General features: G+C 49.1%; 12 protein-coding genes. 11 read left to right on the top strand and 1 reads right to left on the bottom strand.

Features of this window, described 5'->3' with window-relative positions; translation table 11 throughout:
* The first annotated feature begins 6 nt into the window (after window positions 1–6).
* The 11 genes from IC229_RS17880 to IC229_RS17930 all read left to right on the top strand — a co-directional run bounded on the left by IC229_RS17880 (window position 7) and on the right by IC229_RS17930 (window position 7,426).
* Window positions 7–573, top strand: a complete 567-nt coding sequence (locus IC229_RS17880; protein ID WP_190888372.1) for an anthranilate synthase component II — start codon at window positions 7–9, stop codon at window positions 571–573.
* A gap of 38 nt (window positions 574–611) precedes the next feature.
* Complete coding sequence (trpD, locus tag IC229_RS17885) at window positions 612–1,598, top strand: anthranilate phosphoribosyltransferase (protein ID WP_190888373.1); 987 nt, start codon at window positions 612–614, stop codon at window positions 1,596–1,598.
* Between the two features lie 116 nt (window positions 1,599–1,714).
* Window positions 1,715–2,524, top strand: coding sequence for an indole-3-glycerol phosphate synthase TrpC (trpC, locus tag IC229_RS17890; RefSeq protein WP_190888374.1), 810 nt, complete (start codon window positions 1,715–1,717; stop codon window positions 2,522–2,524).
* A gap of 12 nt (window positions 2,525–2,536) precedes the next feature.
* Window positions 2,537–3,181, top strand: coding sequence for a phosphoribosylanthranilate isomerase (locus IC229_RS17895; RefSeq protein ID WP_190888375.1), 645 nt, complete (start codon window positions 2,537–2,539; stop codon window positions 3,179–3,181).
* 49 nt (window positions 3,182–3,230) lie between these two features.
* Window positions 3,231–3,437, top strand: coding sequence for a hypothetical protein (locus tag IC229_RS17900; RefSeq protein ID WP_190888376.1), 207 nt, complete (start codon window positions 3,231–3,233; stop codon window positions 3,435–3,437).
* Window positions 3,434–3,826, top strand: a complete 393-nt coding sequence (locus IC229_RS17905; protein ID WP_190888377.1) for a PIN domain-containing protein — start codon at window positions 3,434–3,436, stop codon at window positions 3,824–3,826. The genes IC229_RS17900 and IC229_RS17905 overlap by 4 nt, the downstream gene beginning before the upstream one ends.
* Before the next feature lie 5 nt (window positions 3,827–3,831).
* Window positions 3,832–5,031: a tryptophan synthase subunit beta gene (gene trpB, locus IC229_RS17910; RefSeq protein ID WP_190888378.1), complete on the top strand. Its 1,200-nt coding sequence runs from the start codon at window positions 3,832–3,834 to the stop codon at window positions 5,029–5,031.
* A 68-nt stretch (window positions 5,032–5,099) separates the two neighbouring features.
* Window positions 5,100–5,906: a tryptophan synthase subunit alpha gene (gene trpA, locus IC229_RS17915; protein ID WP_190888379.1), complete on the top strand. Its 807-nt coding sequence runs from the start codon at window positions 5,100–5,102 to the stop codon at window positions 5,904–5,906.
* A 17-nt stretch (window positions 5,907–5,923) separates the two neighbouring features.
* On the top strand, window positions 5,924–6,541 hold the full coding sequence (hisIE, locus tag IC229_RS17920) for a bifunctional phosphoribosyl-AMP cyclohydrolase/phosphoribosyl-ATP diphosphatase HisIE (RefSeq protein WP_190888380.1): 618 nt from the start codon (window positions 5,924–5,926) through the stop codon (window positions 6,539–6,541).
* 96 nt (window positions 6,542–6,637) lie between these two features.
* On the top strand, window positions 6,638–6,973 hold the full coding sequence (locus tag IC229_RS17925) for a phage holin family protein (protein ID WP_190888381.1): 336 nt from the start codon (window positions 6,638–6,640) through the stop codon (window positions 6,971–6,973).
* A gap of 75 nt (window positions 6,974–7,048) precedes the next feature.
* Window positions 7,049–7,426 (top strand): Rid family detoxifying hydrolase, encoded by a 378-nt coding sequence (locus tag IC229_RS17930; protein ID WP_190888382.1) that lies wholly within the window; start codon window positions 7,049–7,051, stop codon window positions 7,424–7,426.
* Window positions 7,427–7,468: 42 nt separating this feature from the next.
* On the opposite strand, the gene IC229_RS17935 is transcribed toward IC229_RS17930, so the two are convergent.
* On the bottom strand, window positions 7,469–13,528 hold the full coding sequence (locus tag IC229_RS17935) for an alpha-2-macroglobulin family protein (RefSeq protein ID WP_190888383.1): 6,060 nt from the start codon (window positions 13,526–13,528) through the stop codon (window positions 7,469–7,471).
* Window positions 13,529–13,750 lie beyond the last annotated feature (222 nt).

A 13,750-nucleotide genomic window follows, 5' to 3' on the forward strand; every position in this document is an offset into this window, starting at 1 on the left:
CAAAAAATGAAACTTTTAGTCTTAGATAATTACGATTCGTTCACATATAATCTGGTGTATATACTGCGCGAGTTGGGGCAGAAACCGGATGTGATTCGGAACAACAAAATAGCGATTGAAGATGTTGGGCAATACGACAAAATCATGCTTTCGCCGGGGCCGGGTATTCCATCCGAAGCAGGTATCATGCAGGATTTGGTACGTGAATACGGTCCTACGAAAAGTATTTTGGGAATTTGTCTCGGTCATCAGGGCATCGGTGAAGTGTACGGCGCTCGTCTGGAAAACCTCGGTGACGTATTGCATGGCGTTGCCCACAAAGCCAGTATCACCGATCGGTCTGAAAAGCTTTTTTCCGACATTCCCGACGAGCTAACCGTGGGTCGCTATCACTCCTGGACCGTCGTTCCCGACTCAATTCCCGATGAGCTACGTATCACGGCCATCGACGAACAGGGTCGAGTTATGGGTCTGGCACATACCCGTTATGATGTGCGGGGGCTACAATTCCACCCCGAATCGGTGCTGACCGAAAACGGCGTGAAAATGATTCAGAATTGGTTAGCCCTGTAGAGACAAGGCATGCCTTGTCTCTACACAATCAAACACCCATGAAAGCAATCTTAAATCATCTTTTTGAATACAAATATCTTACTAAAGATCAGGCGCGCGAAGTGCTGCTTGGCATTGGTCGTGGCGAATACAACGCGGCCCAAATCGCTTCGTTTCTAACCGTTTACATGATGCGAAGCCTGCGATTGGAAGAACTCGAAGGCTTCCGCGACGCCATGCTTGAACTCTGCCTGCCCGTCGACTTGTCTGCTTATGATCCGATGGACCTCTGTGGCACCGGGGGCGATGGGAAAGACACGTTTAACATCTCAACGCTGTCGTCTTTTGTGGTAGCCGGGGCTGGCCAACACGTTGCCAAACATGGCAATCACGGCGTATCGTCGCTGGTGGGCTCGTCGACTGTCATGGAACGGCTTGGCTACAAGTTCACTAATGATGTGGGCGAGTTACAGCGTAAAATGGAAACGGCGGGTATTTGTTTTCTCCATGCACCCCTGTTTCATCCGGCCATGAAGAACGTAGCACCGATTCGGAAGGATCTTGGCGTAAAGACATTTTTCAACGTATTAGGGCCGATGATCAATCCGGCAAAGCCTCAAAAACAGCTCGTTGGGGTGTTCAGCCTTGAATTGGCGCGATTATATGCGTACCTTTATCAGCAAACCGACAAACGTTTCATGATTCTGCATACGCTGGACGGCTACGACGAGATCTCGCTGACGGGTCCGTTTAAAGTCATCAGCAATCAGACCGAGCAGATTCTGGAACCGAGCGAATTAGGAATGACTACGCTGGAAGCAGACGCATTGGCAGGTGGTCATACACTCGATGAATCAGCCCAGATATTCATGAACGTATTGAACGACGAAGCAACCCCTGCCCAGAAACAAGCCGTTTTAGCCAACTCGGCAATGGCGTTGCTGGCAGCCGGGAAAGCCTCTACTCGGGAAGAAGCTGTACATGTAGCCCGAGAGTCGCTGGAAAGTGGCCGGGCATTGGCAAGTTTTAAGAAACTGATCGGATAATGAATAATGCAAAATGGGTAATGAATAATGCATACTGAAATTGACTTCTCTAGTAACAAGGTTTGCTGAGAATTCAATATTCATTAGACATTATTCATTATTCATTCATCTAAAAAATGACGATTCTTGATCGAATTATTGCCCAGAAACGAATCGAAGTAGCTCAGCGCAGGGAAGCCACGCCAATAACCGCCCTGGAGCAAATGCCTCACTTTATGCGGCATTGCCTATCGGCACGCGACGCCGTTCAGAGTTTTCGCTCAACGGGTATCATTGCGGAATTCAAACGCCAGTCTCCCTCAAAAGGCATTATTAACGATCGGGCCGACGTAGCGGAAACCACGCAGGGATACGTTCGTTCTGGCGCGGCCGTGTTATCAATACTTACCGATGAGCCTTTTTTTGGCGGTACACCCGCTGATTTACAGGCAGCCCGAATCGCCAATCCAGAAACGCCCATACTACGTAAGGATTTCATTATTGACCGTTACCAGCTTCTGGAAGCCAAAGCCTGGGGTGCCGACGTAGTGCTCCTCATTGCTGCCTGCCTGACGCCCGAGGAAGTAGCAGAGTTAAGCATGCAGGCGCATGATTTGAGCTTGCAGGTGCTGCTGGAGGTTCACGATGAAGAAGAACTGGAACGTAGCATTACCCCAAATATTGATTTAGTAGGTGTGAATAACCGTAACCTGAAGACATTTACTACGTCTATTGATACGTCGTTACGTCTGGTTGAGCGCATTCCCGATACGTTTGCCAAAATCAGTGAAAGCGGGTTGCACGATGCCGAAACCATGCGCACGTTGTTCCGAGCCGGTTTCGATGGTTTTCTGATTGGTGAAGCATTCATGAAAACCGACGATCCAGCTCAGGCATTGGCGAAATTGGTTTCCGAATTTAACCTAAACAATACTTTGTCAATTTAACTTGTACGAGCCATGAAAATCAAAGTGTGCGGTCTGCGTGATGCTGACAACCTGAAAGAGATTGCCGCCCTTGGTCCTGACTTTGTTGGATTTATCTTCTATGACCAGTCACCGCGCTTTGTTGGCGAGGAGTTAGACGAAGCCGTTGTTAAGGCCCTACCCCGATCGATTCGGAAAGTTGGCGTGTTTGTAAACGCTAGTCCCGACTATATTCTGCGCACCGTTAAGAAATATGATTTTCAGTACGTTCAGTTGCATGGTACCGAAACGCCGGAGTATTGCCGCAGCCTGCGCAACCGGGGCATCAATATCATCAAAGCGTTTCGGGTCGATGAATCGTTTAACTTTTCGATGCTGAACAACTTTAAAGCCCAGTGCGACTTTTTCCTGTTCGACGCTAAAGGCGACCAACCTGGCGGCAACGGCGTTACGTTTGACTGGAACATCCTGAACCGCTACGATAACGAAAAGCCGTTTTTCATCAGCGGAGGCATCGGCCTGGATAACCTAAGCCAGCTTGATACGTTGAAAGGCATGAAACTCTACGGCGTCGACGTAAACAGTCAGGTAGAAACGGCGCCAGGCGTGAAAGACGTAGCAAAAGTGAAAGAACTGATTAACCGGGTTCGTCCGATTGAGGAGGAAGAAACGGTGTAATCAACTTTTTGCCACGCTAGTCTTGTTAACCAACTAAACAACAACGCTGATGGAAACGAGAAAGAAACTTGATGAAATTCCTCCATTAAGGAGAGGGCAGAGCTATAAACCTGGAGATATCAAACGATGGGGTGTTGAGCGTTTCTTCGAAGCAGTTATACCAAAGACTCCATTTACTCGCCAATTTCCAGATTTTACAGAAGAAGAGAATCGGCGGATGGATGAACTCCTGGCTGAAAGTGACCGGGGTGCATGATTTACGAGACTAATTTATTAATACGGCACATTCGGCAAAAAACGCTACCACCAGCCAGAACAATATTGGCTATTGTTGTCATTGGTGAACTGGAAGCCTTTGCGCTCAAAGCAGACTGGGGCGCACAAAAGCTAGATTTTATGCGCGATATGGTCGAGCAATATCCACCTGTCGACATAACAAATGACTTAATAAGGTATTATGCCGAAATAGATGCGTATAGCCAAGGGAAGCTACAAGGGTATTCACTAGGAACCTCCGCCCGAAACATGGGCAAAAACGATATTTGGATACCAGCGACGGCTTTGTACCTGGATATGGAACTCCACACCACCGATAACGACTTCGATCATCTCCCAACGTTAGGATTACGCTTAGTTAAGCACTGATAATTATGCAAACCACGCTCGAACCCCAAACCTCATTTGAGGTATCTGATAAAGGATTTTACGGACATTTCGGTGGCGCGTTTATTCCCGAAATGCTGTACCCAAACGTAGAAGAATTACGGCAGAACTACCTCAACATCATCGCCGATCCCGAATTTCAGGCCGAATTTTGGCAGTTGCTGGAGGATTACGTTGGTCGGCCAACCCCTTTGTTTCTGGCCAAACGACTTTCGGAACAGGTTGGCGCGACGGTTTATCTTAAGCGCGAGGATTTGTGTCATACAGGTGCGCATAAAGTCAATAATACGATTGGACAGATTCTGGTGGCTCAACGACTCGGTAAAAAACGGATCGTGGCCGAAACCGGCGCCGGTCAGCATGGCGTGGCTACGGCAACCGTGTGTGCGCTGATGGGGCTGGAGTGCATCGTCTACATGGGTAGCATCGATATGGAACGTCAGAAACCCAATGTTGACCGGATGCGGATGCTTGGCGCTACGGTTGTTCCTGCTACCTCCGGAAGCCAGACGCTTAAAGATGCTACCAATGAAGCCATGCGCCACTGGATCAACAATCCTGTCGACACGCACTACATCATCGGTTCGGTGGTTGGGCCTCACCCCTACCCTGACATGGTTGCCCGTTTCCAGTCGGTTATCTCCGAGGAAATTAAGAAGCAACTTCTTGCCAAAACGGGTCGCGAGAATCCTGACTACGTAGTGGCCTGTGTAGGCGGGGGCAGTAATGCAGCTGGCGCTTTTTTCCATTATTTACATGAGCCCTCGGTACGTCTAGTGGCAGCGGAGGCTGCGGGTCAGGGTGTTACGTCGGGACACTCGGCGGCTACAACGGCGCTGGGTAAACCCGGTGTCCTGCACGGCAGCCGCACTATTCTGATGCAGACCGAAGACGGACAGGTTATTGAGCCCTACTCCATTTCTGCCGGCCTGGATTATCCGGGTATTGGTCCGCTACATGCGTACCTGTTCGACTCAGGCCGTGGTGATTTTTACGCCATTACCGACGACGACGCTTTACAGGCTGGTTTTCAGTTGAGCAAACTCGAAGGCATTATTCCGGCGCTGGAATCGGCCCACGCACTGGCCGCTTTATCGAAGATGAATCTCAAGCCAGAAGACGTAGTGGTGGTTTGTCTGTCAGGGCGTGGCGACAAGGATTTAGCTACATATTCAAAACATCTCTAGGGTAGCGCGGACATCTTGTCCGCACTGTAGCTACTATGACTATGCGGACAAGATGTCCGCGTTACATCATGACTCAGGAACTTACTCAAAATCGCATTACCGATTTATTCGCACAAAAAAGCGAACGGCTATTAAGCATTTACTTCACGGCCGGATTTCCCAATCTTAACGATACGTTATCCATACTACGTAGTTTACAGGCCGCCGGGGTTGATTTTGTAGAAATCGGTATGCCCTATTCCGACCCGGTTGCTGATGGCGAAATCATTCAGCAAAGCAATGGTAAAGCGCTGGAAAACGGCATGTCGCTGAAGACGCTGTTTGCGCAGTTGGAAGGCTTCCGGGAGGAACGGTCCAGCGATCCGGTTCGGATGCCGGTTCTGCTGATGGGTTATATCAATCCGGTGCTTCAGTTTGGGGTTGAAAACTTCTGCCGGAAATGTCAGGAAGTGGGCGTCGATGGTGTTATTATCCCTGATCTGCCGCTTGATTTGTATTTGTCCGACTATGCCGCTACGTTCCGGGAATATGGCATTATAAATGTGAACCTCATTACCCCCCAAACGTCCGAAAGCCGCATTCGCAAAATTGACGAAGAGTCTGATGGATTTATTTACATGGTTTCCTCGGCCAGTATTACCGGCTCGACAAAGGGAGTAAGCGATTCCATGCGCGATTATTTCGAACGTATTCAAGCCATGAACCTGCGTAACCCACACCTGATTGGCTTTGGAATTAAGGACCATCAAACATTCGATACAGCTAGCCAGTATTCAAACGGAGCCTTTATAGGAACTGCTTTCATCCGGCATTTAACGGAAAATGGTACGTCTGCCGAGAGCATTCGCGAGTTTGTGCAGTCGATTCGGGCGTAGTGGATTACCTTTGCGTCATGAATTCCGATATAAATTTCGATAAATCGCCCGATGGGCTTATTCCCGCTGTGATTCAGGATGCTCAAACGGGCAAGGTGCTGATGCTTGGGTACATGAATCGGTCGGCTTATGATAAAACGGTTGCCGAGAACGTAGTGACGTTTTTTAGCCGTAGCAAACAACGACTCTGGACCAAAGGCGAAACGTCCACTAATTTTCTGCACGTTCAGGATATCCGGGTCGATTGCGATGGTGATACGTTGCTCATCAAAGCCAATCCCGCCGGTCCGGTTTGTCACACTGGCGCTGATACGTGTTTTGATGAAGTCAATCAAAATACCGCAGGCAAAGGTCAGTTTCTGAATTACCTTCAGAGTATCATTCACGACCGAAAAGTGAACCCGTCCGAGAAATCGTATACTACTACGTTATTCAACCGGGGCGTCAACAAGATTGCGCAAAAGGTCGGTGAAGAAGCCGTCGAATTAGTTATTGAGGCTAAAGATTCGAACGACGATCTGTTCAAAGGCGAAGCAGCCGACCTGCTCTTTCACTTCCTCGTGCTGCTCGAACAGAAAAATATTGATTTAGACGACATTATCGCCGTATTAGAGCGTCGCCACGCGAAACAATAGCGGTCTTTGTTAAGTTTGTCATTTCTAGAAACGTAAGCCTTTCGCTTGACGGGCCACCTGTTTCTGGAAATGCTAACCATTTAAATCATTCACTACATGGGATTAATCATTCGAATTCTAATCAGCGCCGTGGCCGTCTGGATCGCGGCTTATTTTATTCCAGGCGTCTCCGTAACGGGGGGCATGGGTACGTATCTGATCGTGGCCATCGTACTCGGCTTTCTGAATGCTTTCATTAAGCCCGTGCTGACGGTGCTAACTATTCCGATCACCATTGTTACGTTAGGGTTATTTTTGCTGGTGCTTAACGTATTGATGGTTTATTTGACCTCCTACTTAGTCCCTAATTTTCACGTAACAGGCTTTATTGCTGCGCTATTGTTCAGTATTGTGGTATCGATAATTACAGCCCTTATCGACGCAATTGTTTAATATCTTAATCAATAGTAAACAACAAACGCCATGTCGCCGATATGGCGTTTGTTGTTTTGAACCATCCTACCTACTATGACCTTTATTGAAACACCTGACGCACCCAAACCCGGCGGTCACTATTCGCAGGCTGTCATTCATAATGGGCTGATATTCATCTCCGGTATTTTACCCATCACGCCCGACGGACGAAAGTTAAACGACGCTACTGTTGCCGAGCAAACAGAACAGATACTGGCTAATCTCGATGCAATTCTGACAGCTTCAGATAGTAAACGGGAGAACGTATTGAAAACCTCTGTGTTTATTGCTGATATTGAACACTGGAGCGAAGTGAACCGACTTTACGCACAGTTTTTTGGCGAACACCGGCCAGCCCGCTCCGTAGTTCCTTGCTCTCCTTTACATTATGGCTTTGGCATTGAACTGGAGGCCGTCGCTATCTTAATGTGAATGATAGCCATACTCAACGAAGAAAGCCGTTTGTCGACAACTCTACTTCGCACTTACCCGTACGCGCTCACCAGCCGAATGGGCCGCAAATTCGGGCGCGTAGAAACATTGTACCGTAGCAACTCCCGTTGAGAAATCGCCGGTTTGGGCTACGCGTAATTCGTACTCAAACACATGCGTACCAACGGGTAAGTAGCTCATAAAGAAATCGGTGCTGGCGTCACGGGGCGATTCGTAATAGCCTAACCCATTCTGAAATTTATAGCCCGACAATACTGCCACAGGTTCAAAACCTGACGCCCGACTGTCTTTCAGATGCACGTACTCCATCACGCGGTCGGTTTTTAAAACGAGCCGTACCTTGATGAGATCACCCGGTTTCAAGGACGTTTTTGGTGTAACCGACGTAATGACTGGCCCTTTCGGTGAATCCTTTTGCACGTAGAGTGTTTTCTGAACCGACAACCCAGCACTCCCCGGCATCACTCGATCCAACGGCTCGAAATGTTGCCAGTAAAGCGCTCCCCAAGCCGGTCCATCGTTCGTTTTTGAAAGCTGAATTACGCCCATTTCGGGTTTAATCTCGGCGGCTGCGTAGGTTACTTTCTGATAACCAGTTACGGCATCCGATTTCGTTACCCGGCTTTCAATGGATTGCCCGCCCAGACTAACCTGCGTCGTAACACCCGTATTTAGCCAATCGCTGCCACGTAGCAGAATCGCGTAAATAGCCTCGGTAGTCGCTTTGGTCGATGACCACGACTGCGTTTGTTTCTGACGTAGCAGCCAGCGTTTCATATCATCAGTAGCTTTGTGGTCGGGCCTGATTTCTTCAAAAGCCTCAATAATGTACGACTGCGTTTCGATAGGCGTCTGATACCAGTACAAGCCGCTTGTGTTATCGGGCCAGTACATACCCAATTCTTCCGATTCCCGTGCCCGCTCACGGAGCGAACGCAGGATACCCTCCGCCGTTTTGACATCGCCGAAACGATACAACGCCATAGCCGAAAGCGCCTGTCCTTGCAGACTTTGTTTCGTCCACTCGTCGGCTATACGTTGTTTCAGGTAAGCCAGCATATTTTTATCGATGAACGTATCGAGGTAGAAACTCCGGGCGTACAGAAACTGAGCGGCTGAGAAGTACCAGCTACCGATGGCCTTCGTTTTCTTTTGCTGATCTAGTCTCTTCTGTTCTTCCACCCACTGCTTCATTTCATTATCGGCGTACAGCACGCCCTTAACGCGCATTTCCTCCACTTTCGATTCCAGCGCGTCTGGAAAATCTACCTTCAATTTCTGCAAATGCCCGAGGCCACTCAGAATGTGCAACGTTATCGATAAATTGGGCTGCATACCGCCAAACCAGCGGAATCCACCGCTTTCGGTCTGCAACTGTTTCAGCTTTTCGAATGCCTGAAACTGTTCGCTTTCCATCCGATTGGCATCCAGTAATTGGCCTAATTTCGCCGTCCGTTCGGTTTCTGAACGGGCATCGGCCAGCCACGGGGAGTTTTCCAATGTAACGGCTTTTAATTCCTGATTAGCCTCTAACGGGCTTTTAGGCGGTGTTTTCTGCCACGTAGCAATTACCTCTCGAAACGCGGGTTTACGGCCTACAATATGAGCCGCCAGACTATTAGCATACAGCCGACTAAATAGCTGTTCCGCGCATTCGTAGCGATATTCCATCAAATATGGTAACGATTGCAGCGCGTACCAGGCCGGATTACTCGTCACTTCAACGGTCAGTCGTTCGTGCTTAGCGGGCAACTCCGGGCTGAGATTGGTCAGCGGTTTCAGCCGGAATTCTTTCTTTTCCTTTCCATTCACCCAGAACGGCTGCGAATCAGTTACGAGCATCCGATTGGGCAGAACAGGCACTGAGAACTCTTCGCCATCCGTAAAATTGCCCGATTGCGCCGTTAACCGACACGTAACAGCATCCAACCCAGCCGGAACAATCAACGTCCAGCCAACCGCCTGCCCCTGTCCAGCCGCAACTGTTACGTTCGTTTGAAGCACCGACAGGCCCAATTTCTGGCTGATCGGCTCGCCGGTTAAAGCGTCCAGCAACGTAAGACTTGCCGTGACCGGCAGTGTTTTTTCGCTCAAGTTATTGACGCGGGCCGTTACGCGAATAGTATCACCCTCACGTAAGAAACGGGGCGCGTTAGCGGTAATCATCAACTCTTTCTGCGTAATGATTTCGCGCTCTAACGTACCGGTTTTCAGGTCTTTCGTGTGTGCGAACGTCAGCAGACGCCAGCGAGTGAGGGCTTCGGGCATCGTGAATTTAAGTACTACATTACCCTGCGTGTCGGTCTGGAGTTGCGGGAAGAAAAACGCGGTTTCGTTGAAATTTCGGCGCGGATTTATAGCTGGCTCAGGCTTTGTCGATGAGTTGTTGTAAGGCTCCGACGTGTACGCGACACGCAATTGAGCCTCTGGAGCTGCTGCCATTGCCATCCCCGGAGCCATATCTCCATCTGCCGCATAGTTCCCCCGACCCTTTTTAGCTACACCACCGGTCACTGCTCTGGGTGCACCTCGTCCGCGAATCCTTATTCCCGAGCCATTGGCGTTTACGGCTAACTGGTCGTATTGACGTACCGGAACAGAAGGTTCCGGCTGATACCGATAAAACAAAGAATTACCCGACTGTATACCAAAACCACCCGAACGCCAGCCGTAGAAAAATGGCGAATACGTAGTATAAAATGACGTAGGCCAGTTCAGTTCCGTAAAAGCATCCAGCGACGCATCGTACATTGTAGTAACCAGTTCGGCGGACGTTTTATCCAGTCCTTTTACGGTTAACGTCCATTCTTCGCGATCACCGGGTTTAAGTTTACTGCGGAATGTTTTGGTGTCGATCGTAAGCTGCTTGTTGGTGAACGGCACCGTAATGGTTTGCGATTTCTGATAAAGTCGCCCGTTCTGAACCATCGCGAAATGAACGGCAAAGCCCCCCCGCTGTTTCTCACTGACCGGCAACGTAACGCGCCGGGGTTTCCCATCGGTTTTAAGCCACTCCTCCCGAACCAGTTTCCGATCTTCTTCCACAGTCATCAATACCCAGGCCGGTTGATTATTACCAACCCAGAAAACCGCTTCTTCACCCGGTTCAGCCGTGGCTTTGCGAACCTGTAGCCAGCCATCGGGACGTACCGAAGCCGTTGGTTGCTTGTCGTCAACAACAGAGAAGTAGGTTTTATCTTTGGTCGTCTCGCCCGTCGAATCGGTAAGCGTCAATTCTGCTACGTATTCGCCGGGAACGTAACGGCTCATATCTGGCTTGATCAGCGAATCTGCCGCATTTATAGCCTGCTGCTGCACTACGTTGCCTTTTGGCCAGGAGCGCGGGTCATTTTCATTGGCAAACAAATCGTTCGGGAATTGCTTTTCAAACTCCTCACGGCTCAACAATTGGCGGTCGGGGCGGTTCCACAGACGGGCGCGTAACACGCGCGCAGGTGGCTGCAATTGGGAAATCATCAATTGGCCTTTCGCCGAAACCTTCTCTCCCGATTGATTCGTGACACGTAGCGAAAATGGTTTAGCGTCACCAATTTCGACCTGATCGGGAATGGTTAAATCAGCTTGTAGCGCTGTGTAACCGATACGTAGTGTTTGGGTGGTACTACGTGTCTCTCCGGCCTGATCCGTTACGTCAATCGTTACGTCAAACTCAAAAACGGGATTTGATTCGCGGGATTGCTCACGATCGGGTGTGGCGACGAAGGTCAGCTTTACGTTCCCTTTTTCATCAGTTTGGGCAGTTCCGTTTGTAATTTCGGTTTGATTCGAATTACGTGGCGTATACCACCAGGACCAGCGCGGGCGAAGCTTCCGCACCACCCGATAACGTACCTCAGCCTTATCGACAACGGCCCCGGAGAAGGTTTTGGCTTCGGCCGATAACGTAACGGTCTGACCCAATTTAAAAGCCTGTTTTATTGGCTTGGTTTTAACCTCAAACGTTGGTCGTTTGTATTCTTCTACGTTAATCGATGCACTGCCATAGGGCGTTTGCAGCGTCATGGTACCTGTAACCCGGCCAACTGGCGCGGTGAAGTTTCCACTGAACGTACCGAACTCGTTGGTTTTCAGGTCTTGTTTCGCTACCGATTCGCCGTTCTGATCAAGCAGTTCAACCGTTACGTCCTGATTGGGCGTTACCGCAAACTGATTGGCTTTTCCGCTGTAAACCAGACCTTTTACATAAATCGGCTGACCCGGTCGGTAAATGGCTCGGTCCGTAAATAGTCGTGCGTGCAATTTATTTTCTGGCTCCTGCTGATCCCTGGAATAGCCGTAATTATACTGACGTTCAGAGGCTAACGTATCACTACCGGAGGTCATCAGCAAAAAAGACCCGCCATTGTATTGCTTTACATCCGCCGGTGGAATTTTCGCCCGACCATCTACATCTGTCGAGAAAACCTGACGCCCTTTCAAAAAGGCCAGCGTCGTTTCGCCCTCAATGCTTATCTGTACATTTTTAACCGGTTCGCCCGTCTGTCGATTCGTTACAAATACCTGTAAGCCTTCATTTTGGTACCGATTTGTCTGACTTATATAGCCCAGCGATGAAACGGTAAAGTCCGCGAATTGAACAGATTCGCTTTTCTCACTAAACGTAGCTTCGCTCGTAATCAGGAGAAGATAGTGCCCTATTGGTAATCCCGCCAATGGAATCTCGACAGAATGTAGATTCAGATCGCCGTCGTCGGGCAACGTAACGGTTTTTTCCGCTACGTTTGGGCGTTTCAGCCACGTACTGAATACTTTTTTTCGACGGTTATCATCCAGAAAATCAGTATTGGATTGGATATCCTTTATCGAAGTCTGAATAATCCGATACGTTATCTTATTGATATTCTGATAATTGAATAGAGCACGAAACGGCTGCTGTGGTACGTTTACGCGCTCTACCTGAACGGAATAATTCGGACGTAGCAGTCGATTCAACAACTGCCCAGCGTGCTTCCCGGCCAGCGTTTTCGGAAAACGGCTAATCAAATCCCGGCATAAATCAGCCGCCTTTTTATGATTCCAGCGTTTCGAATTAGCCGTTTCTGAGACTTGCCCTTCATCCGCGTCCAGCGGACGTACTGGCCCGCCGTAATTGCTCAGAAACTCGGCCAGTTGATAGGCGTAAACCGCTTCGGTTGGCTTATTTTTATGCTGAACTATCTGTTGTTCAAGGATTTTCTGATAGAGTGAATCCCGCTCCGGTAACACACTGTACTGATGCACAAAAGCCAGCCGCAGCGCGTCGACGTCAGCAAGAGCGTCAGGATTTGCGTCGGAGAGATGTAGCGTCAATAATTCCTGATACAGCTCTAATGCCTGATAACGACCTGATAATGAGTCGCGACTTTGAATCGGCAGTTTAACGAACGTAGCGGGTGCTGCGAAATAATCGGCCTGGTCCAGCTCGAAGCGGAAAACGGGTTTCAGCAAATCCGGTTCAGTATTCTGGAAAAAGTCGATAGCCCGATGCGCCAGCAAATCATAAAGTGTGGGACGTAGTGGCCGGACATCCGCATCGCCTTTTTCGATCAGGGCTTCGTAAGTCGAAATGGGCGTTTTCTGCAATAACTCCTTCGAACGTATTGAGCCCAGATACGCCTTAGTAATGGCCCCAACCATTTGCTGCGGGTCCCAGGTTGTAAAGTCATCGGATGATTTATCCGAGGTATTGACTGTTGTTCGGTTGTAGAACTTGTACCGATTCTGCTGAAAATACTGCCAATACGTATCGCCTAAAACCGACTGTAGAATCGACTTGGCCGGTTCGGGAATTTCGGCAATATCAGTCTGCAGCGAACGTACCAATTCCTTGAAGCCATTCTCATCCGAATACTGGCGATACGTTAGTCGGCGCATGGCCGCTTTCGTGGCCTGCGGATAATTTTTCTGAGCTTTCGCTTCCTTATAAATCCGCTCGGCGATTTCCAGCGCCGATTTTGGAAGGCCCTTTCCAGCCAACGAATCAGCTCGTTTCCAGTCGCGGTTGTAATCAGGCGGGGTGCGGTTTTGCCCTGATGCTGCCATGGCAAGCAGTATGAAGAAAATTGTTAAATGCGGTTGCATAGTTTGTAGCGATGAATGCCTGTTGGGATAGATATGAAAAGAACTGTTTTTCCACAACGTTCGCTACTATGACTCTGGTTTAAGGAGAAGGGTTTAATTGTTCCTTTTTCTCACAAGGGATTTGTCATGCTGACGAAGGAAGTATCTTAACGTATCCATATTCCTAAGTGAGGATACGTTAAGATGCTTCCTTCGTCGGCATGACAAAAATTATACTGTCCT

It is taken from the genome of Spirosoma profusum, assembly GCF_014699005.1.
In the GTDB taxonomy this organism is placed as follows: domain Bacteria; phylum Bacteroidota; class Bacteroidia; order Cytophagales; family Spirosomataceae; genus Spirosoma; species Spirosoma profusum.